General features: G+C 47.0%; 20 protein-coding genes. 18 read left to right on the top strand and 2 right to left on the bottom strand.

Translation table 11 applies throughout. The features are described 5' to 3' along the window. The first annotated feature begins 113 nt into the window (after positions 1-113). Genes PG840_RS03790 through PG840_RS03780 form a run of 3 tightly spaced genes read left to right on the top strand, consistent with a single transcriptional unit; the run spans position 114 to position 1,715 of the window. The gene (locus tag PG840_RS03790; RefSeq protein ID WP_002593556.1) at positions 114-386 is read left to right on the top strand and encodes a helix-turn-helix domain-containing protein; all 273 of its coding nucleotides are present in this window, start codon (positions 114-116) and stop codon (positions 384-386) included. Further along, entirely contained in the window at positions 346-723 is a 378-nt protein-coding gene (locus PG840_RS03785; protein WP_005927690.1) for a TnpV protein, read from the top strand. Before PG840_RS03790 ends, PG840_RS03785 begins: the two co-directional genes overlap by 41 nt. Positions 724-752: 29 nt before the next feature. Next, the gene (locus PG840_RS03780; protein WP_005927687.1) at positions 753-1,715 is read left to right on the top strand and encodes a DUF3658 domain-containing protein; all 963 of its coding nucleotides are present in this window, start codon (positions 753-755) and stop codon (positions 1,713-1,715) included. A gap of 61 nt (positions 1,716-1,776) precedes the next feature. On the opposite strand, the gene PG840_RS03775 is transcribed toward PG840_RS03780, so the two are convergent. Then, a complete protein-coding gene (locus PG840_RS03775; protein ID WP_005924756.1) occupies positions 1,777-2,583 on the bottom strand; it encodes a helix-turn-helix domain-containing protein in 807 nt (268 codons plus the stop codon). Positions 2,584-3,066: 483 nt separating this feature from the next. On the opposite strand from PG840_RS03775, the gene PG840_RS03770 reads away from it, so the two are divergent. From PG840_RS03770 to PG840_RS03755, 4 genes are all read left to right on the top strand, one after another. After that, positions 3,067-3,255 (top strand): hypothetical protein, encoded by a 189-nt coding sequence (locus PG840_RS03770; protein ID WP_005927683.1) that lies wholly within the window; start codon positions 3,067-3,069, stop codon positions 3,253-3,255. Next, positions 3,252-3,593, top strand: coding sequence for a DeoR family transcriptional regulator (locus PG840_RS03765; protein WP_005927681.1), 342 nt, complete (start codon positions 3,252-3,254; stop codon positions 3,591-3,593). Before PG840_RS03770 ends, PG840_RS03765 begins: the two co-directional genes overlap by 4 nt. Next, positions 3,586-3,882, top strand: coding sequence for a DUF3847 domain-containing protein (locus PG840_RS03760; RefSeq protein ID WP_005927679.1), 297 nt, complete (start codon positions 3,586-3,588; stop codon positions 3,880-3,882). The genes PG840_RS03765 and PG840_RS03760 overlap by 8 nt, the downstream gene beginning before the upstream one ends. Positions 3,883-4,407: 525 nt before the next feature. After that, on the top strand, positions 4,408-4,746 hold the full coding sequence (locus PG840_RS03755; RefSeq protein WP_003509323.1) for a helix-turn-helix domain-containing protein: 339 nt from the start codon (positions 4,408-4,410) through the stop codon (positions 4,744-4,746). Positions 4,747-4,762: 16 nt separating this feature from the next. On the opposite strand, the gene PG840_RS03750 is transcribed toward PG840_RS03755, so the two are convergent. Beyond that, positions 4,763-4,903, bottom strand: coding sequence for a hypothetical protein (locus tag PG840_RS03750; RefSeq protein WP_008394608.1), 141 nt, complete (start codon positions 4,901-4,903; stop codon positions 4,763-4,765). 29 nt (positions 4,904-4,932) lie between these two features. Here PG840_RS03750 and mobQ point away from each other — a divergent pair, with 29 nt between their 5' ends. The 11 genes from mobQ (at position 4,933) to PG840_RS03695 (ending at position 20,737) form a co-directional block, all read left to right on the top strand. Further along, entirely contained in the window at positions 4,933-6,507 is a 1,575-nt protein-coding gene (mobQ, locus tag PG840_RS03745) for a MobQ family relaxase (RefSeq protein ID WP_270613366.1), read from the top strand. Between the two features lie 66 nt (positions 6,508-6,573). After that, a complete protein-coding gene (locus PG840_RS03740; protein ID WP_025544160.1) occupies positions 6,574-7,218 on the top strand; it encodes a CHC2 zinc finger domain-containing protein in 645 nt (214 codons plus the stop codon). Next, on the top strand, positions 7,187-8,524 hold the full coding sequence (locus PG840_RS03735) for a virulence-associated E family protein (RefSeq protein ID WP_270613389.1): 1,338 nt from the start codon (positions 7,187-7,189) through the stop codon (positions 8,522-8,524). The genes PG840_RS03740 and PG840_RS03735 overlap by 32 nt, the downstream gene beginning before the upstream one ends. Positions 8,525-8,766: 242 nt before the next feature. Beyond that, entirely contained in the window at positions 8,767-8,964 is a 198-nt protein-coding gene (locus PG840_RS03730) for a hypothetical protein (protein WP_002595176.1), read from the top strand. Then, a complete protein-coding gene (locus PG840_RS03725; protein ID WP_270613365.1) occupies positions 8,965-10,635 on the top strand; it encodes a recombinase family protein in 1,671 nt (556 codons plus the stop codon). It abuts the gene before it with no gap. A 589-nt stretch (positions 10,636-11,224) separates the two neighbouring features. Beyond that, complete coding sequence (locus tag PG840_RS03720) at positions 11,225-11,584, top strand: ArsR/SmtB family transcription factor (RefSeq protein ID WP_022220999.1); 360 nt, start codon at positions 11,225-11,227, stop codon at positions 11,582-11,584. Positions 11,585-11,623: 39 nt separating this feature from the next. After that, positions 11,624-12,178 (top strand): tetratricopeptide repeat protein, encoded by a 555-nt coding sequence (locus PG840_RS03715; protein WP_182420291.1) that lies wholly within the window; start codon positions 11,624-11,626, stop codon positions 12,176-12,178. Between the two features lie 60 nt (positions 12,179-12,238). Continuing rightward, entirely contained in the window at positions 12,239-13,480 is a 1,242-nt protein-coding gene (gene hflX, locus PG840_RS03710) for a GTPase HflX (protein WP_270205897.1), read from the top strand. 3 nt (positions 13,481-13,483) lie between these two features. Then, positions 13,484-16,837, top strand: coding sequence for a PD-(D/E)XK nuclease family protein (locus PG840_RS03705; RefSeq protein ID WP_270205896.1), 3,354 nt, complete (start codon positions 13,484-13,486; stop codon positions 16,835-16,837). Next, positions 16,828-20,472 carry a helicase-exonuclease AddAB subunit AddA gene (gene addA, locus PG840_RS03700; RefSeq protein WP_270205895.1) on the top strand — a complete coding sequence of 1,215 codons (3,645 nt, stop codon included), beginning with the start codon at positions 16,828-16,830 and terminating at the stop codon, positions 20,470-20,472. The genes PG840_RS03705 and addA overlap by 10 nt, the downstream gene beginning before the upstream one ends. After that, positions 20,465-20,737 (top strand): DUF1294 domain-containing protein, encoded by a 273-nt coding sequence (locus PG840_RS03695; protein ID WP_117557752.1) that lies wholly within the window; start codon positions 20,465-20,467, stop codon positions 20,735-20,737. Before addA ends, PG840_RS03695 begins: the two co-directional genes overlap by 8 nt. The last annotated feature ends 452 nt before the right edge of the window (positions 20,738-21,189 follow it).

The following is a 21,189-nucleotide window of genomic DNA, read 5'->3' as shown; positions in this document are numbered from 1 at the left end:
GCGGCAGGCTACAAGAATAAATTGTGATTTCACAAGATTGGTGCTATAATAAGAGAAAAGTTCCTGCCGGGGCAGCCGCCCCGGTGGTATAGATAGAAAGGCAGGAAAACAATATGCACATCAGCTATAAGCCACTCTGGCACACACTGTTAGAGCGTGATATGAGAAAAGAGGATTTAAGGCTTGCCGCTGGTATGACAACAAATATGATTGCCAACATGAGCAAAGAGGGAAAGCACATCAGCATGGATACATTAGCCCGTATCTGCGAAACGCTGAATTGTGAGATTACCGATGTGATTGAGTTAGTACCAGACGAGCCTGCTTCCACAGGAGGTAAGGAACATGAGCGAATTGAAACCAAGAATAACGGAAAACGGAATTGATTATATCCTTGTCGGAGATTATTACATCCCGGACTTGAAACTGCCGGAGGAACACCGCCCTATCGGAAAGTACGGACGGATGCACCGGGAATATTTAAGGGAAGTCCACCCAGCCAGATTGAATACATTGATACTGACCGGGGAATTGTGGACATATCTTGCAGACCTGAACGAACAGGCACAGGAACGGTTAGACACCATCATGGAGCAGATGAAAACTGCCGAGGGCGTAACCGAGGAATTGAAGCGTACCCACCAAATGGAATGGGTGCAGCGTTGCAATAACATTCATAACCGGGCAGAAGAAATTGTTTTGCATGAGATGATTTATTCATAACGGGAGCAATTAAATCGGAGGTATATAAGATGATTGAAATTGTATTTGGTGAAAGTGCCTGTGGAAGTTTGAAAATTGCCCAAACTTACGGCAAGGGAAAGTATAGAGGAAGTGCTGTTTCAATATTTATGAGGCATGAAGACGGGAGTGTTCCATCTTCAGATGAAATGAAAAAAGCACAGCTTCAAGCACAGGAACAAGAACGCATTGCTTGGGAGAATGCTATTCCATTGGGAGGCAAGAGCTGTGATGTTTATTGTTTTGATATGGCTCTTAGTGTGGGAGATATTTCTGATAATGGAATTGGCGAACAGCGGAAAAATGTTTTCAAGAAAATGCTGTCTGTCTGCTTTGTAGAGGATTTAGATTATCAGGTTGAAGAAAAAATACAGAAAATTAAAACTACATTGACCTCAGTGATTGAACGATATGTAGCTGGGGAAGAAATTCGCATTTGGTATAGCTATAATCCAGATGAGCTTTGTGGTATGTATTGGCTTATGAAACAACTTCAACCCTTAAACTGCCAGACAACAATTTATTTGGTTAAGTTACCTACATGGGAATATGGAAAAGAAAATACTATGACATCCAAAATAGCATGGGGCGAGGTCTCTCCTGGCGAATGGGGAAACTATATAACTCTACAAGAGAAAGCTAATCCTGTATTTCTTTCAGCTTGTGCTATGAAATGGAATCAACTTCAAAATGAAAATGCACCTTTGCGTGCAATGTTAAATGGTAAATTGCAAAGCGTTTCAGAAGATATATATGATAGTTTCATTCTTCGTGAAATTGCGGAACAGCCAGAGCAATTCAAAATGGCTATTGTCATAGGTAATGTTTTAGGAAAATATCAACTTGGAATTAGTGATGTATGGATTTCCAATCGCATTGATAAAATGCTTGAAGATGGTGTGTTGGAAATTATACAGGACGCACCAAAGGGAGAAACAAATTATCGCCGAATATTAAGAAAACGAATGAAGTAATAACCACAGCACAAACCGCTGCTACATGGAATCCAACAAACCATGCAACAGCGGTTTTCCTTTACCGTTTTTTCCTCTGGTTGATAGGCGTTCCCGTTTTCTTTGATTTTTGGAGAATCCGAATAAGCCAGCGAAATTCTTCATCTGACAGATTTTTATAGTTGATACCGAGCTGCTTGCAGTAAAGCACTGCCAGTTTTTCCAAACGGCTGCCCTTGAAATTTTCGACCGCTTCCAGATTTTCTTTCAGTTCATTGGCAACAGTGGTCTGGGGCGCACTCTCACTATCCTTTTTATGGGTTTCCCGAATATCCCGGATAATCAGGTTTAGGTCATCCAGAACCATGTGGCTGAAATATTCATCATCACTGATATGGGCGGCTTGCAGCACTTTCAAATGTGGGTCATCTTCGCCAGGGCGATACCGTTCTATGATTTCATGTCGGACAGTATCGACAAGGGTGTTGAGGTTTTGAATCTGCATGGTGGCAATCCCATCCACATAAATCTCAATGTCCGCAAGAAACTTGATAAAGTCCTTATGGGTGGCAAGTTCGCAGAGCAGACGGTTGTTGATCCGACCGCTTTTCAGAAGTGCAACCATTTCATCGTTCAAATGCAGCTCCGTCAGTGGCGTGTTGATCTGCTCCCTGTTCTCTGTCCGGCACAGCAGATAATCGACGGAAACCCCATAGAAGTCTGCCAGCGTGATAAGGTTGCCATGATTGATTTCCTTAAAATCTTCTTTTTCATAACTGCCAAGGGCTGATTTAGAAATACCCGTTAGTTTTGATAGTTCTTCCAGATTTAAGCCTTTGTCCTTGCGGAGTTCCCAAAGGCGTTCCTGTATGCTTGTTGCTCCTTTCATGGGCACACGCTCCTTTCCAACGGTTTCATTGCTGCCGCTTATCTGGATTATATCACACTTTCCGTAATCGTGGAAATTTCTGATTTTTACCCTTAATTCCTACTTTGTGGACATACGGCACAGGGCACAAAAATGTTCTATGATACAGGTAGTTCATCGATGGATTATTCCAATCGAATGACCAGCCTGTGTGGGATATGCTTCCCCGGCGATGTAGCGCCATGAATTTTGGCAGGGATATGGAGGAACCCTGACCAAAACGAGCGTACCAAAGGGAGCGATACGCCGCTGTGAGATTCAGGGGAGGAACGACACCGGGGAGAACTGGCGAACTGACACCGAAATGATACCGAAACACAACAATCTGATAGGGGGACAGTCTACCCTATCGCTGATACTTCGGGAGATTTTAAGCGGCTCTATGGCTGTAATTTTACCGAAAATCGCCCCGAAACCATACACTAAAACGGGAGGAAGCGCAATATGCCGAGAATGAGCAAAAAGAGGAAGTATGAGCTTTCCTTTTACCTCAATGACCGGGGGCGTGTCACTTACAACGAATTATGCCGGAAATGCCAGCATGGGTGCAAGCAGAGCTTCCGGGCGGTTGTGATTGACTGCCCCTGTTATTTATCCAAACGAGCAAAGAAAAAGGAGGAACACACAGAATGAATTTTGAATTTATGACGATAGACACACCATTGCCGCCCTGTATGCCTTTTCCCAGAGCGTTGACAGGATTTCCAGTCAGCAGCACCGCAAAGGTCATGTACTGCCGGATGCTGGACGCTATGCTCTCCAAAGGGCAGGAGGACGAGAACGGAATCCTCTTTGTCTGCTTCCCTGTCACAGCCATTGCCGCAGTCCTGTCCCGCAGCTCCATGACGGTCAAGCGTTCTCTGAATGAACTGGAAACTGCCGGACTTATCATGCGGGTGCGTCAGGGCATTGGAGAACCAAACCGGATTTATGTGCTGATACCGGGAAAGGAGGACGCTGCCCTTGCCTGATACCTCAAAGCTGGAAAAACTCAATCGGGAGTTGGAAAAAAGCGAAAAGAAACTGCGGAAAGCCATCAATGATGAAAAGGCATTGCAGCACCAGTTGAAACAGCTTACCCGAAAGGAACGGACGCACCGGCTCTGTACCCGTGGCGGTATGCTGGAAAGTTTTCTGCAAGAGCCGGAACGCCTGACAGATGATGATGTCATGCTGTTGTTGAAACTCATTTTTCACAGACAGGACACGCAGGAACTATTGAAAAAACTGCTGGAACGGGAGATGCCGGAACCCCCTTAGTTTACTAAGGGCGCAATTATACACCACCCAAAGGTTGGTGCATTGCGTTCTCCGAAGGCTCCTCGCCGGAGGGCTGTGATTTTCCGCAGTCATGGTCTGCTCCAAATCATACAGGGGACGCTACGCTTCCCCTGCGCTGGCTGTCGCCAGCTACCCTTTTGTGGACTTGCCGCCCGGAAACACCTTGCGCTGCAAGCTGTTCCCGTCCAGCAAGTTTTATCAGTCGAGCTATCCTTATCTACGGTAATTTAGTATAATAAGGTCAAAAAACAGAACGCTATCATTGTGCAACCGATATGCAACTGATAATTGCTTGATAGTTGGTGGTAGCAACACGGTAATTCAGATAGAATAAAGCCAACAAAGAAAGGAGGTCATCCAAATGTTAGTAAACATCATTATGATTGTAGTCGGAATAGTTTTCTCATGTATCTTTGTCGGCTTGCTTATCCTTGTTATTCGTGCATTGCTTAAATATATCCGTACAGAGAAATGAAGCCAACAGCAACATTAGGAGGTGGTCAAATGAAAGTAACCGTATTTATGATAATCGTTGGAATAATTTTCTTATGTATCTTTGTTGGTTTGCTTACCCTTATTGTTCGTGCATTACTCAAATATATCCATTCAAAAGATGTACGGCAGGAAAAATCCGTAGTGAGGAAATCGTTGGGTGAAGCACTCAAAGTACACAGAACACAGTGCAAAATGACGCAGGAATTTGTTGCTGAAACGATTGGTGTTAGCAGGCAGGCTGTTTCAAAATGGGAAAATGGAACATCCGACCCTTCCACATCAAATCTTTTTGCACTTGCAAAACTTTACGGTATTTCTGTTGAAGAATTACTAAAAGAAGTTGAATAATCTTCATGCAGATATTTTATTTCATCATCGGGCCACCCTGACCCGAACTTTCAAAACTGAATACCAGCCGCCCACCGGCGGCACCACCGAGCAGGAAATCTGAAAAGGTCTCCTGCTTTTTTTCTGCCCCAAATGAGGTGGTAAAACGCCACCCCATCCACCAATTACCGAAAGGAGGGACACGAAATGCCCTGTCCACACAACGAAATCTCGATTGTGCAGCGAAGCCAACAGCAGTCTGCGGTTGCCGCCGCTGCCTACCAGAGCGGCGAAAAGCTGTTCTGCGGATACGATCAGGAAGTGAAGCACTACCCGGAAAAGCGTGGTATCGTCCACAATGAAATCTTGCTTCCGGCAAATGCCCCACGGTCGTATGCAGACCGCAATACTTTATGGAACGCCGCCGAAGCGGTGGAGAAGCAATGGAATTCCCAGCTTGCAAGGCGGTGGGTGCTTACCATCCCCAGAGAGATACCGCCCGACCAGTACGCCGCCCTTGTCCGGGATTTCTGCAATCAGCAGTTTGTTTCCAAAGGAATGTGCGTGGATTTTGCCATCCATGACAAAGGGGACGGAAACCCTCACGCTCATGTCATGCTGACTATGCGGGCAATGGATGAACATGGGAAATGGCTTCCCAAGAGCCGCAAGGTTTATGACCTTGACGAGAACGGGGAACGGATAAAACTTCCGTCCGGCAGATGGAAAAGTCACAAGGAAGATACGGTTGACTGGAACGACCGCAAGTATTGTGAAATCTGGCGGCATGAATGGGAGATCATCCAGAACCGCTATCTGGAAGCCAACAACCGCCCGGAGCGGGTGGATCTCCGTTCTTATGAAAGACAGGGGCTTGATATTATCCCTACCGTCCATGAGGGTGCTGCTGTCCGGCAGATGGAAAAGCGAGGGATTCAGACCAACATCGGAAATCTGAACCGGGAAATCAAAGCCGCCAACAGCCTGATGAAGTCTATCCGGCAGCTTATTAAAAATCTCAAAGGCTGGATTATCGAGCTTAGTGAAAAACGAAAAGAACTGCTTGCGGAAAAAGCTGCGGAGGAAGCGGTATTTCTTCCCAATCTGTTGATGAAGTACATGGAGGTACGAAAGGCAGAACGGAGCGACTGGACACGGGCGGGACAAAACCGTGGAACTTCCAAAGACTTAAAGGCAGTCAGCGAAGCCCTGTCCTATCTTCAGAGAAAGGGACTTTCCACCGTGGAGGATTTGGAAAACTTTATAGAAACGTCCGGGAAATCTGCCGCCGACTACCGAAAGCAGATGAAGCCAAAGGAAACCCGCAGCAACGTGATTGACGCTATCCTTGCCGCCCGGACGGACTGTAAGGAATGTAAGCCCGTTTATGAGAAATACCAGAAGATATTTTTCAAGAAAACTAAGGAAAAATTCAAGCTGGAACACCCGGAGGTTGCCCGGTTTGAGAAAGCCAGTGCCTACCTTGCCAAGCACCCGGATGATAAGGACAGCACGAAAAAGGAGCTTTTGCAGGAACAGGCGAAGCTTGTGGGCGAAATCGCAGACTTGAAAGTACCGTTGACCGAGGTGCAGGAAGATTTGAAGAAGCTGCGGGACATCCGCTACTGGGTACGGAAAGCCACACCCGACACAGAGGAAAGCAAAGAGCCGCCCAAGAAGCAGCCCCTCAAAGAAGTCTTGCAGGATAAGGCTGACGAGAAGAAAGCACAGAAAAACGCCCCGGCGCAGACGAAACACAAACAACAGGATATGGAACTTTAACAGGCACTTGCCATTTTCAGATTGAGAATGATAAGTGCCTTTTCTTTTTTACAAGGAGGAATTGATTTGAATGTATTTGAAGCTGTGAAGCAGTCCGTTACGACAAGACAGGCTGCGGAGCATTACGGAATCCGGGTAAACAGAAACGGGATGGCTTGCTGCCCGTTCCACAACGATAAGACCCCCAGCATGAAGCTGGACAAGCGTTTCCACTGCTTCGGATGTGGTGCAGATGGGGATGTGATTGATTTTGTAGCTGCCCTGTACGGGCTGGGGAAAAAGGAAGCCGCCGCACAGTTGGCGAGTGACTTCGGGCTTGCCTATGAGGACTGGAAGCCACCGGGCAGGGCAAGGAAGCCCAAGCCCCGGCAGAAATCCCCGGAAGAACAGTTCCGGGAAGCAAAGGCACATTGCTTCCGTGTCCTTGCCGATTATCTACACCTCTTACGGGTATGGAAAACCGACTATGCCCCGCACTCCCCGGAGGAAGCGTTTCATCCCCGGTTCGTGGAAGCCTTGCAGAAGCAAGCCCATGTGGAATATCTGCTGGATGTGCTGCTGTTCGGGGAGACAGAGGAAAAAGCGGTTTTGATTATGGACTACGGAAAGGATGTGATACAGCTTGAACAGCGAATGGCAGAGCTTGCAGCCGCAGACGCAGCAAGAACTAAAAAACACCATGAACGCCATGCAGCCGCCCCAGAGCGTTGAGGAAGTAAAGGCAACTCTGGAAACCACCGAGAAAGGCGGCGTCCGCCAGAGCATACGGAACTGCCTGACCGTATTCCAGCGTGACCCTGTGCTTGCCGGGGCAATCGCCTACAACATCCTGACCGACCGCAAGGACATCATAAAGCCCATCGGTTTTCACAGAGAAAGCACAGCCCTGACCGATACGGACATGAAGTATCTGCTTCTCTATCTGGAGGAAACCTACGGGCTTACCAGTGAGAAAAAGATTGAAACCGCCATCGGGATTGTGGCGAATGAGAATAAGTACCACCCCATCCGGGATTTTCTGAACAGCCTTGCATGGGACGGGACTGAGCGCATCCGCTTCTGTCTGCGGCACTTTCTGGGAGCTGATGTGGACGATTACACCTATGAAGCCTTGAAGCTGTTCATGCTGGGGGCGATTACAAGGGCATTTAAGCCCGGAAGCAAGTTTGAAATCATGCTGTGTCTGGTAGGCGGTCAGGGGGCTGGCAAATCCACCTTCTTCCGGCTGCTGGCAGTCCGGGACGAGTGGTTTTCCGATGATTTGCGGAAGCTGGACGATGATAACGTGTACCGCAAGCTGCAAGGTCACTGGATAATTGAAATGTCGGAAATGATGGCAACCGCCAATGCCAAGAGCATTGAGGAAATCAAGTCCTTTCTAAGCCGCCAGAAAGAGGTTTACAAAATTCCCTATGAAACTCACCCGGCAGACCGCCCCCGTCAATGCGTGTTCGGCGGCACTTCCAACGCCCTTGACTTTCTCCCCCTTGACCGTTCCGGCAACCGCCGATTTATCCCGGTCATGGTGTACCCGGAGCAAGCCGAGGTTCACATTTTGGAGGACGAAGCCGCTTCCAGAGCCTATATCAGCCAGATGTGGGCGGAAGCAATGGAGATTTACCGAAGCGGCATGTTCAAGCTATCATTCAGCCCAGCCATACAGCGGTATCTCAAAGAACACCAGCGGGATTTTATGCCGGAGGACACCAAAGCCGGGATGATACAGGCTTACCTTGATAAGTACACCGGGGAAACGGTCTGCTCCAAGCAGCTCTACAAGGAAGCCTTAAACCACACCTTTGATGAGCCGAAGCAATGGGAAATCCGGGAAATCAACGAGATAATGAACCAGTGCATTACCGGGTGGAACTACTTTTCCAATCCGAGGATGTTTGTGGAATACGGCAGACAAAAGGGCTGGGAGCGTGAAATCCCGGCAACGGACACCGACAACCCGCCCGAAAAATCTATGGACGGTTTTGTGGAGGTCACAGAGCAGATGGAGCTTCCATTCTGAAAATGACAGCCCGTTGCCGACTTCGTTGCTATCCCGTTGCCGAGCCGGTTGCCGGGGAAAATCCCTTATTTCCGGGCTTTTTCCCTCTCTGACAACCAAAACAACAGAAAAATAAAAGAAAAGTATAAATAGTAATCAACGCCAGATTGAGATTGTTTGCAAGGTCTTTTGAAGCCCGTTGCCGGACTTCGTTGCCGACCGTTCTCTGTCTGGCTATTTTCATGTATGGAGGATAACTGCCTATGGCGAAAAATAAGACCAAGATTGAAGTGACAACCGTATTTGACGGGGAACTGGACGCCACCGATGTGTTCGTCAGCCTGATTTCCCAGAAATACGGCAAAACAAATACAAAAGAATATCTTGCTAAAAAGAAAGATTTGAAGTATAATGAAGATGAGGTTCAACAGAGCCAGATACCGTCTGGATTGTGTGGGTAAATGGCTATGATGAACGAAATGGAATACAGAACAATCGGTTCAGCACTTGCCGGGGGCTATCGTGCGGCGGTCTATTGCAGGCTGTCAAAGGACGATGACCTGCAAGGCGAAAGTGCCAGTATCGCAAACCAGCGTGATATGCTGGAAAAATACTGCGAAAAGCAGGGATGGGAGGTTGTGGCAGTCTATCAGGACGATGGCTTCACAGGTCTTAATATGGAGCGTCCTGATTTACAGAGAATGTTGAGAGCCATTGAGCGCAGGCAAATCAACCTTGTCATCACGAAAGACCTCAGCCGACTGGGGCGTAACTATCTGCAAACCGGGCATTTGATTGAGGACTTTTTCCCAAGGAACGGCGTCCGCTATATCGCCATGAATGACGGTATCGACACCCTGCGTGATAACAACGATATTGCCCCGTTCAAGAATATCCTGAACGAGATGTACAGCAAGGATATTTCCAAGAAAGTCCATTCCTCTTATCTTCTGAAAGCGCAGAAAGGACAGTTTACCGGGTGTCTTGCCCCGTTTGGATATCGGAAAGACCCAGAGGACAAAAACCATCTGCTCATTGACGAGGAAACCGCCCCGATTGTGCGGCTGATTTTCGGATATGCCCTGAACGGTCATGGTCCGAACTATATCCGCAGACGGCTGGAGGAAGAAAAAATCCCCTGCCCCACATGGTGGAACCGGGAACGGGGGCTTCGCAATACCCGCACCAAATGGGAAAAGAAAGACCCGGAAAACGGGCGGTATATGTGGGACTTCTCCGTTATCAAAGACCTTTTGATGAATCCCGTCTACACCGGGGCGATTGCTTCCCAGAAAAAGGACTACCGTTTCAAAATCGGCACGATTGGGGAAAAGAAGCCGGAGGACTGGATTGTGGTGGAGGGGCAGCATGAACCGCTGATTGACCGCATGAGCTTTGACATTGTGCAGAACAAGCTGAAATCCCGCCAGCGTCCGGGGCAGACTAATGAAATCAGCCTGTTTGCCGGACTGTTAAAATGCGGCGAGTGTGGGAAGTCGCTGACGGTACGCTACACAAACGCAAAACATCCCCAGCGGATTTATTCCTGCAAGACCTACAATGCCTTTGGAAAGAACCACTGCACCCAGCACCGGATTGACTATGACACCCTTTACAGCCATGTGCTGCGGAAAATCCGGGAATGTGCCAGAGCTGCCCTGATGGACGGGGAAGCGGTTGCTGACCGCCTGACCAATACCTGTGAAGCCGAGCAGCGGGAACAGCGGGAAGCAATGGAACGCTCCCTTACAAGGGACGAGGAACGGATTGAGGTTCTGGACAAAATGGTCATGCGGCTTTATGAGGATATGATTGCAGGGCGTATCAGTGAGCAGAATTTCAACACCATGCTGGAAAAGACACAGACCGAGCAGACGGAGCTTAAAGCAAAAGTGTCCGAGGGCAGAAAGCGGCTGTCCGATGAAGTCCAGCTTGCCAATGACGCAAAACAATGGGTGGACGCCATTCAGGAATACGCCAACATCACAGAGCTGGACGCAGCCACCCTCAACCGCTTAATCAAAGAAATCGTCGTGCATGAGCGCATTGACGAAGATAAAACAAGACACATTTCTATCGAAATTCATTTTAATCTCAAACCCATCCCGGAGGTGGAACAGGTCACTGCCTGACCTGTCCCGCCGGGACGGTTCTCTTAACAACACCATATAGATTTTTTGTACGCCGCCGCCCGCCATCGAGCAGAGTTTTACACCTAATTGGGGATAAAACATTTCAACCCTGGTGGAAGATGAGCCTTGTGAAACGAGAAAGGAAATAAGTTTCTGGGCAGGGATTTTTTTGCTTCTCTTGAAATCGGAATCAGGATGGACAGCATACTGTGAAATATCAGAAACAATGTGTTCCACAGAAGAAAAAAACAGTTCTTTGATTTGTTGATGGATCATGATCATGTGCCTCCTTGAGAAAGTGATATACCACTAATTCAAGGGCCGCTCTCGCTACCTCAACAAATTTATCAGTAGCGAGAGCGGCCGCACATTTTGCACCCTATGTCAACCCTTTGGGTAGCTTTTTTGAAAAAATTTGGGTTAGACCCACAATTAGGGGCTAACCCTGTAACTTAATTAAATGACATTGGGGAGTGAACAGTAACTTCCTTTTTACTTTGCATGCCGGAATCAATGGAAATAGTTGACCGTAAAGAGATCATTTGGCATAATAGATATATGAATACTTATTCATATGAAAGGGGTAACTATGAAAAAGACAGAAGTAGAATGTTGTGATACATTTTGTATACATGAAGAACTTGTACATAAGGCAGAGGGGCATATACCGGATGAAGAAGTTTTGAAGGATCTTGCTGATTTTTTCAAGGTATTTGCAGATACCACACGGATCCGGATTTTATGTGTTCTTTTTCAGTCTGAAATGTGTGTTTGTGATCTGGCGGAAGTTCTTGGAATGACGCAGTCCGCGATTTCCCATCAGCTCAGGATGCTCAAGCAGATGAAGCTTGTGAAGAACAGACGGGAAGGAAAAACGGTGTTCTATTCCCTTGCTGATGATCATATCCAGACCATCATGAACCAGGGAATGGAGCATATTCTGGAATAACAGATGATATATCAATATAGAAGGAAGGAAACGATAACAGTGACAGCAGGAAGAAAGAAAAAGGTAATCATAGGGATCCTTGTAGCGCTTTGTATGACAGTAACGGGATGCGCCGGTTCTGTAAAAAAAGGAACGAAGTATCTGGAAGAAAAAGACTATAAAAATGCAGAGGTGGAATTCCAGGATGCGATAGACAAAAAGAAGAATCTGGGAGAGGCTTATCGCGGACTCGGACTCTGCTACTGGGAACAGAAAAAGTATGAAAAGGCAGAGAAGGCGTTGGAAAAAGCATTGAAGAATGGAACGGAAGAGACGGCAACTCTTTATAATATTCTGGGAATCTGCGATCTGGAACTGGATAAACCGGAAAAGGCAGTGTATTATTTTGAAAATGGGCAGGAGCTTTCAGGCGCAGGAAAAGAGCTGTTAAAAGAAATGGCATATAATCTGGTAGTTGCCTATGAAAAAGCAGGGGATTACCAGTCTGCAAAAGAGAAGCTGGACAGTTATCTGAAAGCAAATCCAGATGACAAAAAAGCGCTGAAAGAGCAGGAATTTTTAAATACACAGATTTCGGAAGGAGATCAGCAGTAGAGCGGATTGGATGAGCAGATCTGATCCGGGACGGAAAGAAATCTGGCAGGGGAGAATAATATGGCACTTTATGAAATAAAAGAAGAAAAGGAAAGGGTAATTCTGGTCGGTGTCAGTACAAGGGAGAACGATGACACGGAAGATTCTCTGGATGAGTTAAAGGATCTGGTGAAGACGGCAGGTGCGGAAGCGGTCGGACGGGTAATCCAGAGAAGAGAGCTTGTCCATCCGGGAACTTATGTCGGAAAAGGCAAGATTGAGGAGATCCGGGAGCTTTTGTGGGAGCTTGACGCAACCGGGATCGTCTGTGATGATGAGCTGTCTCCGGCACAGATGAACAATCTGACGGATATTCTGGATGTGAAGGTAATGGACCGGACGATGGTCATTCTGGATATTTTTGCAGGACGGGCTTCTACAAGTGAAGGAAAGATCCAGGTAGAACTGGCACAGCTTAAGTACCGGCAGTCACAGCTTACCGGGGCAGGAAGGGCGATGTCACGTCTGGGAGGCGGAATCGGAACCAGAGGACCGGGAGAAAAGAAGCTGGAGATGGACCGGAGACTCATCAAGAACCGGATCGCACAGCTGAACCGTGAACTCAGGGAGGTGAAGAGACACCGGGAACTGACACGTGAGCAGCGGACGAAGAACCGGATCCCTGTTGTGGCAATTGTTGGTTATACCAATGCCGGAAAGTCCACGCTTCTCAACACACTGACCGGAGCCGGTGTGCTGCAGGAGGATCAGCTTTTTGCAACTCTTGATCCGACGACAAGAAGCCGGAAGCTGCCAAGCGGACAGGAGATTCTTCTGACAGATACGGTAGGCTTTATCCGGAAGCTGCCTCATCATCTGATCGATGCATTTAAAAGTACGCTGGAAGAAGCGAAGTATGCGGATCTGATCCTGCATGTAGTCGATGCATCCAATCCACAGATGGACGAGCAGATGTATGTGGTGTATGAGACACTGCAACGTCTGGAGGCAATGGACAAACCGGTGGTCACGGCATTTAACAAGATGGACAGGATCGGGGAAAGCCTGACGGTACGGGACTTTAAGGCAGACCGGATCGTACAGGTGTCTGCAAAGACCGGAGAAGGTCTGGAGGCGCTTCTTCAGGCAATAGAAGAGATCCTGCGGGAGCAGAAAATTTATATCGAACGAGTTTATTCCTATCAGGAATCCGGGAAAATCCAGCTCATACGGAAGTATGGAGAACTGCTGGAGGAAGAATACAAAGAAGATGGAATCCATGTATCTGCATACGTGCCGAAAGAGCTTGACGGGAGGGTATAACAGATGGCTTTACAGTTTATTTTTGGAAATCCGGGTTCGGGCAAGTCACATTATCTATATGAACATATCATTCGGGAATCAATGAAACATCCTGATATTAATTATATTATTCTGGTGCCGGAACAGTTCACGATGCAGACGCAGAAGGAACTGGTCCTGCGGCATCCGAGACATGGAATTATGAACATAGACGTGCTGAGTTTTGCACGTCTTGCTTTTCGTGTTCTGGAAGAAACAGGGAATGGAAGCAGGGAGATTCTGGATGATGAAGGAAAGAATCTGATCCTCAGGCGACTCGCGGGGAAAAAAGAAGATTCGCTAAAGGTTTTAAAAGGAAATATCAAAAAGCCAGGTTACATCAGTGAGGTGAAATCCGTTATTTCCGAGCTGACGCAGTACAACATTTCCCCGGATGGCATGGATGATATGATCACGGAGGCAGATGAGTCTTCGTATCTTGCCTGGAAATTGAAGGATATCCAGGTGATGTATCAGGTATTTGAAGAATATCTTGCAGATAAATATATTACAAAAGAAGAAATTCTGGACATTCTCTGCAATGTGATGGACAAATCGAGAATGCTGAAGGACAGTGTGATCGCGCTGGATGGGTTTACCGGATTTACGCCGCTTCAGAACAAGGTGCTGGGGGAAATGCTGCATCATTGTCAGAAGGTGATGATTACTGTCACGATGGATAAGAGGGAAGATCCTTACGTGATGAAAGACAAGTATCAGCTGTTTGCGCTGAGTAAGCAGATGGTGACGTCTCTTGTGAAGATTGCAGGGGAGGAAAAGGTGCTGGTCGAAGAGCCGGTCTGTCTGTACCAGGAGCCGGTCTGGCGTTTTAGAAATGCGCCGGCACTTGCATTTCTGGAGAAGGAACTGTTCCGTTACAGTGGCAGGACTTACAGGGAAAAGCAGTCAAATGTGCGGGTTTATGCAGCGGCAAATCCCAGGATGGAAGTAGAATGCGCTGCCCAGAGGATACGTTTTTTAATTCGTAAGAAAGAATATCGTTACCGGGAGATCGCGGTGATCGCAAGTGACATGAATTTCTATGCGGATGAGATCGAGAAGACTTTCCGGGAGTATGAGATTCCGGTTTTCATGGATTATAAGCGGAATGTACTTTTAAATTCTTTTGTGGAGTATATCCGGAGTCTTCTTGCGATGGCAGAACAGAATTTTTCGGCAGAAAGTGTGTTCCGGTTTTTAAGAACGGATCTGACCGGATTTACCGGTGAGGAACTGGATCTTCTGGAAAATTATGTACTTGCTCTGGGCATCCGTGGCTACAAAAAATGGCAGGAAAAATGGATCCGCAGAGCGAAGGATACGACCGAGGAAGATTTGGAGGTACTGAATCATCTCCGGGTATGCTTTGTGGAAAAAACAGAAGATCTGGTGTTTGTCTTAAAGCAGCGTCAGAAGACAGTGCGGGATGTGACGCTTGCAATCTGTGAATTTCTGGAAAAAGAAGAAATCCAGAAGCAGGTAAAAGTATTGGAGAATCAATTTACAGAAGCAGGAGAGCTTGCACTTGCAAAAGAATATGCACAGATCTATCGTGTGGTGATGGAGCTGTTTGACAAGTTTGTAAGTCTTCTTGGAGATGAGCGGATTGCGCTCAAAGAGTACAGGGAGCTTCTGGATGCCGGAATGGAAGAGGCAAGGATCGGTGTAATTCCGCCAAGTCTGGATGAAGTGATGGCAGGAGATATTGAGCGAACGAGACTGAAAGATATCCGGGCGCTGATCCTTCTGGGAGTCAATGATTCTTTGATTCCGGGAAATGCATCCGCAGGTGGACTGATTTCAGACAGAGACCGGGAGCGTTTTGAAGAAAGAGGAATTGCGCTTGCACCGGGAACAAGAGAAAAAAGTTACATCCAGAAATTTTATCTGTATCTGCACATGACAAAGCCGACGGAAGAATTGATGCTGACCTACAGTAAAGTATCGGCCGATGGAAAGAGCAGGAGGGCGGCATATCTGGTCGGGGATCTGAAGCGGATGTATACAAAGCTTCCTGTATTTAATATGGATCAGTATGGGATGGAGACAAAAGAAATGCTTCCACAGACCGGGATCGGGTCACTGATCGAAGGATTACAGAACCCGAAAAAGATGGAGGAAGGCAGCTGGCAGGAGCTGTACCGTTGGTATTGTGCGCAGGAGGACTGGAGCGAAAAGGTGCACGATCTGGCAAGGATCAGCAGATACCGCAGGCCGGAGGACAATCTGACTTTGCAGACTGCACAGAAGCTTTATGGAGACTGGGCACCAAGCATTTCAAGACTGGAGAAATTTGCTGCCTGTGCCTGTGCGCATTTTCTGACCTATGGACTTCGCCTTAAGGAGAGAGAGGTCTATGAATTTGCTGCTCTTGATTTTGGAAATATTTTTCATAAAGCACTGGAAAAATATGCCCGACGGGTAGAGCGGGAAGGCCTGGAATGGACTGAGGTTACAAAGGAGCAGCAGGAACAGTTTGCGTCGGAAAGCGTGGATGAGAGTATCGTAGATTACAGCAATACCGTAATCTACAGCAGTGCGCGGAACGCGTATATCGTGCCACGTATGAAACGTATGATGAACCGGACGGTCTGGGCGATGACAAAGCAGCTTCGGAAGGGAAGCTTTAAACCGGAGGGCTATGAGGTAAGCTTTGGAAGCGGAAAGATTGACAGGATCGATACATGTGAGACGGAAGATCAGGTCTATGTGAAGATCCTGGATTATAAAACCGGGGCAAAGAGTTTTGATATGGCAGCTTTTTATCATGGTCTGCAGATGCAGCTGGTGGTGTATATGGAAGAAGCAGTCCGACTGGAGGAAAGAAAACATCCGGGTAAAAAGATTGTGCCGGCAGGTATTTTCTACTATCGGATGAAGGATCCGATCGTCGGGAAAGAGCTGGATGAAAAAAAACTGGAAGAGGCAATTTTAAAGGAGCTTCGGCTGGATGGAATCATCCGTCAGGAGGATGCCGTGATTCAGAGACTGGATGCGGATTTTTCGGGGAATTCGCTTGTGATTCCGGCAGGAAAGACGAAAAGCGGCTATTCTAAAGCATCCAAAATGCTCCTGCCGGAAGAGTTTGATGCAGTGCTGACTTATGCACAGAAAAGACGGACTGATCTTCAGGGAGCAATGTACCGCGGAAAGGCGGAGGCACTACCGTATGAGATGGGTACGCAAAATGGCTGTACGTATTGCCCATACCGGGATATCTGCGGATTTGATGAGCAGATCGAAGGATATGAATACCGGAAGCTTGAGAAGCTTCCGAAGGAAATTGTAATGGAGAAAATTATGGCGAAGCTGGAAGAGGAGAAGCAGACATGGGAGTAAAATGGACCGAAGAACAGCAGCAGGTGATCGACCTGCGTGATCATAATATTCTGGTGTCAGCAGCCGCTGGTTCCGGGAAAACTGCTGTTCTGGTGGAGCGGATTATTGCGAGACTGACAAGGGATGCAAATCCGGTGGATGTCGACCATATGCTGATCGTGACCTACACTGAAGCGGCGGCGGCTGAGATGAAAGAAAGGATCGGTGCTGCGATTGAGAAGGAGCTGGAGGAGGATCCGTCAAGTGAACATCTGAAGCGGCAGTCTGCCCTGATCCATACAGCAAAGATTACAACGATCCACAGCTTCTGCCTGTCTGTGATCCGGGAGTACTTTCACACGATCGATCTGGATCCGGGATTCCGTATTGCGGAAGAAGGAGAATTAAAGCTTTTGAAGCAGGACGTGATGAAAGAGCTTCTGGAAGCAAAATATGAAGAAGGAAACGAGGATTTCCTGTGTTTTGTGGAGACTTTTGCAACCGGAAGGGAAGATCTGCAGGTGGAAGAAATCATTAGCAGACTGTATGAATTTGCCGGAAGTTATCCGGATCCGGAGGAGTGGCTGGATGACTGTGCAAGGATGTACGAAGAGAGCGGGGAAAAAGCTATTTATATTGAAAAGGTGATGGAGTATATCCGGAGAACAGTTGCGGATATGCAGATGCTGATGGAAAAAGCGGACCAGATCTGCATGGAACCGGACGGACCGTATATGTATGGAGAAATGCTGGAAGCGGATCAGAAAGTTCTGAGAAAGCTTTTTGCGGCAAAGAGCTATGAAGAAATGTATGAGGCACTGAAAGAAAAGCCGGCATGGAAAACTCTGTCCAGAAAGAAAGATGACGCAGTAGATCCGACAAAAAGAGAGCAGGTAAGAGCCTATCGGGATACCTGGAAGAAACTTATCGATGATATTCGAAACAATTATTTTTTCCAGCCGCCATCTGAGATGGAAGCAGACCGGAAAATCTGCATTCCGGTGATACATGAGCTGGTCAGTCTGGTAAAAGAATACCAGAGGGTACTTGCAGCTAAGAAGGCAGAAAAAAATCTGATCGATTTCCGGGATATGGAACAGTTTGCCTTGCAGATCCTGACAAGAAAAGAAAACGGAAAAAGAGTGCCTTCTGAGGTGGCCAAGGAGTATCAGAATACATTTGAGGAAGTAATGATCGATGAATATCAGGACAGTAACCTGATCCAGGAGGCGATCCTTACCAGTGTGTCCCGGATCAGCAGAGGGGAAAATAATCTCTTCATGGTAGGAGATGTGAAGCAGAGTATTTACCGTTTCCGCTTGTCAAGGCCGGAGCTTTTCATGGAAAAATTCAATACCTACAGTCTGACGGACGGAGGAAACAGGCGAATCGATCTGCACAAAAATTTCCGAAGCCGGGCAGAAGTGCTGGATGCGGTAAACTTCATTTTCCGACAGATCATGACCGAAGAGCTTGGAAGGATCACATACGATGAGAATGCTGCACTTTATGTGGGAGCTTCTTACCCAGAATCTGAAAAGAATGAGACAGAAATCCTTCTTCTGGATACAAAAAGTGAGGAAGAGGATACCGGGCTTTCTGTGCGAAGCGGAAGCCAGACGGCAAAAGAGCTGGAAGTCCGTCTGATCGCACAAAGAATCGGAGAGCTGATGGAAAGTCAGCAGATTGTAGATAAAGAAACGGGAATGTTGCGACCGGTACGCTATCAGGATATTGTAATCCTGACAAGAAGCCCTGCAGGATGGACCGATACTGTTACACGAATTTTGCAGGAGGAGGGAATACCGGTTCTGGCTGAATCGGCAGATGGGTATTTTGAAACTCTGGAAATTGGATGGATGATGGACTATCTGCGTGTACTTGACAATTTTCGTCAGGACATCCCACTCGTTGCGGTGCTGAAATCTCCGTTTGGAAGAATGACAAATGAGGAACTGGCACAGATCAGAGAATTGAATACAGAAGTACCATTTTATCAGAATGTACTGGAAACAGCGGATCCGGAAAAAAAGACAGATCTTCCGGCGGGCATTCTGAAAAAAGTGCGCGATGTATTTGGATGGCTTTTTTATTTCCGGGAGCGGATACCGTACACGGCAATCCATGATCTCCTGTGGGAGATCATGAAAAAGACAGGATACCGGGATTATATCGCGGCAATGCCAGGAGGAAAAGGAAGGCGCGCGAATCTTGATATGCTGATCACCAGGGCAAAGGCATTTGAGGCAACTAGCTATAAGGGACTGTATCATTTTGTCCGTTATATTGATCAGCTCAAGAAATATAATGTAGACTTTGGGGAAGCCGGGCTTTACGATGAGCAGACGGATGCAGTTCGTCTGATGAGTATCCATAAGAGTAAAGGACTGGAATTCCCGGTTGTGATCGTGGCCGGAATGGGAAAGAGGTTCAACATTCAGGATACCACGGCAAGCGTTGTGATCCATCCGGATCTGGGGCTTGGAATCGATGCGATCGATCTGGAGCGGCGAACCAAATCTCCGACACTATTAAAGAAAGTTATTCAAAATGAAATCGGTCTGGAAAATCTTGGTGAGGAGCTTCGTGTGCTTTATGTAGCACTTACACGTGCAAAGGAAAAGCTGATTCTTACCGGAACGGTTCCACATGCGGCAGACAAGCTGGAAGCCTGTCAGCTGGAACAGGAAAACAGTCAGAAAGAAACACTGGACTTTACAAAACTTGCACGTGCAACGTCTTATTATGACTGGATCCTTCCGGCGGCAGTGCGTAAAATAGAAGAAGTTCCAATCGAATTAAAAGTGATTGGTGTTGATACGCTTGTAGAAGGTGAAGTGGATAATGAAGCAGCAGATTATCTGGAAAAAGAGGTGTTCCTTGAAAAAATAGAAGCAGAAGAACATCCGATGGCTGCGACGGATGAACGTTTTCGGGCAAAAATCGAGGAAGCATTTTCCTACAGATATCCGTATCAGGGTGAAGATCAGATGAAAATGAAGTACACCGTGTCAGAGCTGAAAAAATATGCGGCAGCTTCGGAAGAAGAAGATGGAGAAATACTGATTCCGGAAGAGGAGATTGTTCCAATCCTTCCGAATTTTATGAAAGAGGAAGAAGAGGTAAAAGGAGCAACAAAAGGAACAGCTTATCATAAAGTAATGGAGCTTCTTGATTTTACGAAAATATATACGTTGGATTTACTGCAGGAAAACATAGAGAATCTGAAAAACGAAGGATACCTGGATGCGGGAACAGCCGGGTGTATTCAAAAAAAAGAAATTATGGAGTTTCTTAATACGAATGTAGGAAAAAGAATGCAAAATGCAGCCAGGGCAAAAACACTTTACCGCGAGCAGCCGTTTGTTCTCGGTGTAGATGCAAAAGAATTTTATCCGGATCAGAAAAAGGGTGAAATGGTACTGATCCAGGGAATTATTGATGCTTACTTTGAAGAAGACGGAGAAATCATCGTACTCGATTATAAAACCGACCGTGTACAAACCGAAGCCGAACTAAAAGACCGCTACCAGGAACAGCTCCGCCTTTACACCAAAGCCCTCGAACAGATCACCCGGAAAAAAGTAAAAGAACAGATCATCTACTCCTTCACCCTTTGCAAAGAAATCCACCTGGAGGGCTACAAAAATGATTAAAATAATACTCCTGGCATACCTGCTATTGATCAACATCATCACCTACTTCACCTACGCCGCCGATAAAACCAAAGCCCGCCAAAACAAATGGCGAATCCCCGAACGAACCCTCATCCTCCTGGCCCTTCTGGGCGGCTCCCCCGCCGCCCTCCTTGCCATGAAACACTACCACCACAAAACCCGCCACCTGAAATTCAAATTAGGAATCCCTATTATTCTAATCATTCAAATAATAATCACATTTTTTCTTTACCCAAATATTTAAAATATTTGATTCCCCAGCACAGTCGCCTTACAGGCGCTGTGCGTCCCCTTTATCCAAAACATAATACCAAACGAAACTCTCCCACTCAGGGACGCTGCGCCTCCTTTATATAACTTTCCTTCCTGAAAAATTTTGCAGCCGTCCCGTCCCCGTTCACAATCCTTCAAATTTCGCCCCAGCATCAGCCCTGGCATCCCGCCCAAGCGGATGGCTGGTCATTCTATAACCTTGAGCGGCTTGCAGATAGAAATAAAGTCCACCACTTCCCTTGAGGGGCAATGGAGATGAGACTCAAACATTGTGGAAGCCATTGCTGACACAATGTTTGCATTCAGAGGCTCATCGGAATGCCTTCGCCCCGTGGGAAGCGGTGGACTTTATTTCTATCCGCAAGCTGTCACAACCTTCCTCCCACCATCCGTCTCCCACCCATTTCTTTAGGAAATCTTCAG

This window comes from Coprococcus sp. AM97-35 (assembly GCF_027697525.1).
Classification (GTDB): Bacteria; Bacillota; Clostridia; order Lachnospirales; family Lachnospiraceae; genus Allocoprococcus; species Allocoprococcus comes.
Note: the sequence above shows the minus strand (reverse complement) of the source record. Positions and strands in the feature narration are given on the sequence as shown.

Excerpts from the sequence above, each read along its gene's own strand:
- PG840_RS03735 (WP_270613389.1), top strand. The coding sequence starts at position 7,187 with ATGAACGCCATGCAGCCGCCCCAGAGCGTTGAGGAAGTAAAGGCAACT.
- PG840_RS03730 (WP_002595176.1), top strand. The coding sequence starts at position 8,767 with ATGGCGAAAAATAAGACCAAGATTGAAGTGACAACCGTATTTGACGGG.
- PG840_RS03755 (WP_003509323.1), top strand. The coding sequence starts at position 4,408 with ATGAAAGTAACCGTATTTATGATAATCGTTGGAATAATTTTCTTATGT.
- PG840_RS03695 (WP_117557752.1), top strand. The coding sequence starts at position 20,465 with ATGATTAAAATAATACTCCTGGCATACCTGCTATTGATCAACATCATC.
- hflX (WP_270205897.1), top strand. The coding sequence starts at position 12,239 with ATGGCACTTTATGAAATAAAAGAAGAAAAGGAAAGGGTAATTCTGGTC.
- PG840_RS03725 (WP_270613365.1), top strand. The coding sequence starts at position 8,965 with ATGGCTATGATGAACGAAATGGAATACAGAACAATCGGTTCAGCACTT.
- PG840_RS03720 (WP_022220999.1), top strand. The coding sequence starts at position 11,225 with ATGAAAAAGACAGAAGTAGAATGTTGTGATACATTTTGTATACATGAA.
- PG840_RS03785 (WP_005927690.1), top strand. The coding sequence starts at position 346 with ATGAGCGAATTGAAACCAAGAATAACGGAAAACGGAATTGATTATATC.
- PG840_RS03705 (WP_270205896.1), top strand. The coding sequence starts at position 13,484 with ATGGCTTTACAGTTTATTTTTGGAAATCCGGGTTCGGGCAAGTCACAT.
- PG840_RS03750 (WP_008394608.1), bottom strand. The coding sequence starts at position 4,903 with ATGGGGTGGCGTTTTACCACCTCATTTGGGGCAGAAAAAAAGCAGGAG.
- addA (WP_270205895.1), top strand. The coding sequence starts at position 16,828 with ATGGGAGTAAAATGGACCGAAGAACAGCAGCAGGTGATCGACCTGCGT.
- PG840_RS03765 (WP_005927681.1), top strand. The coding sequence starts at position 3,252 with ATGAATTTTGAATTTATGACGATAGACACACCATTGCCGCCCTGTATG.
- PG840_RS03790 (WP_002593556.1), top strand. The coding sequence starts at position 114 with ATGCACATCAGCTATAAGCCACTCTGGCACACACTGTTAGAGCGTGAT.
- PG840_RS03775 (WP_005924756.1), bottom strand. The coding sequence starts at position 2,583 with ATGAAAGGAGCAACAAGCATACAGGAACGCCTTTGGGAACTCCGCAAG.
- mobQ (WP_270613366.1), top strand. The coding sequence starts at position 4,933 with ATGCCCTGTCCACACAACGAAATCTCGATTGTGCAGCGAAGCCAACAG.
- PG840_RS03770 (WP_005927683.1), top strand. The coding sequence starts at position 3,067 with ATGCCGAGAATGAGCAAAAAGAGGAAGTATGAGCTTTCCTTTTACCTC.
- PG840_RS03780 (WP_005927687.1), top strand. The coding sequence starts at position 753 with ATGATTGAAATTGTATTTGGTGAAAGTGCCTGTGGAAGTTTGAAAATT.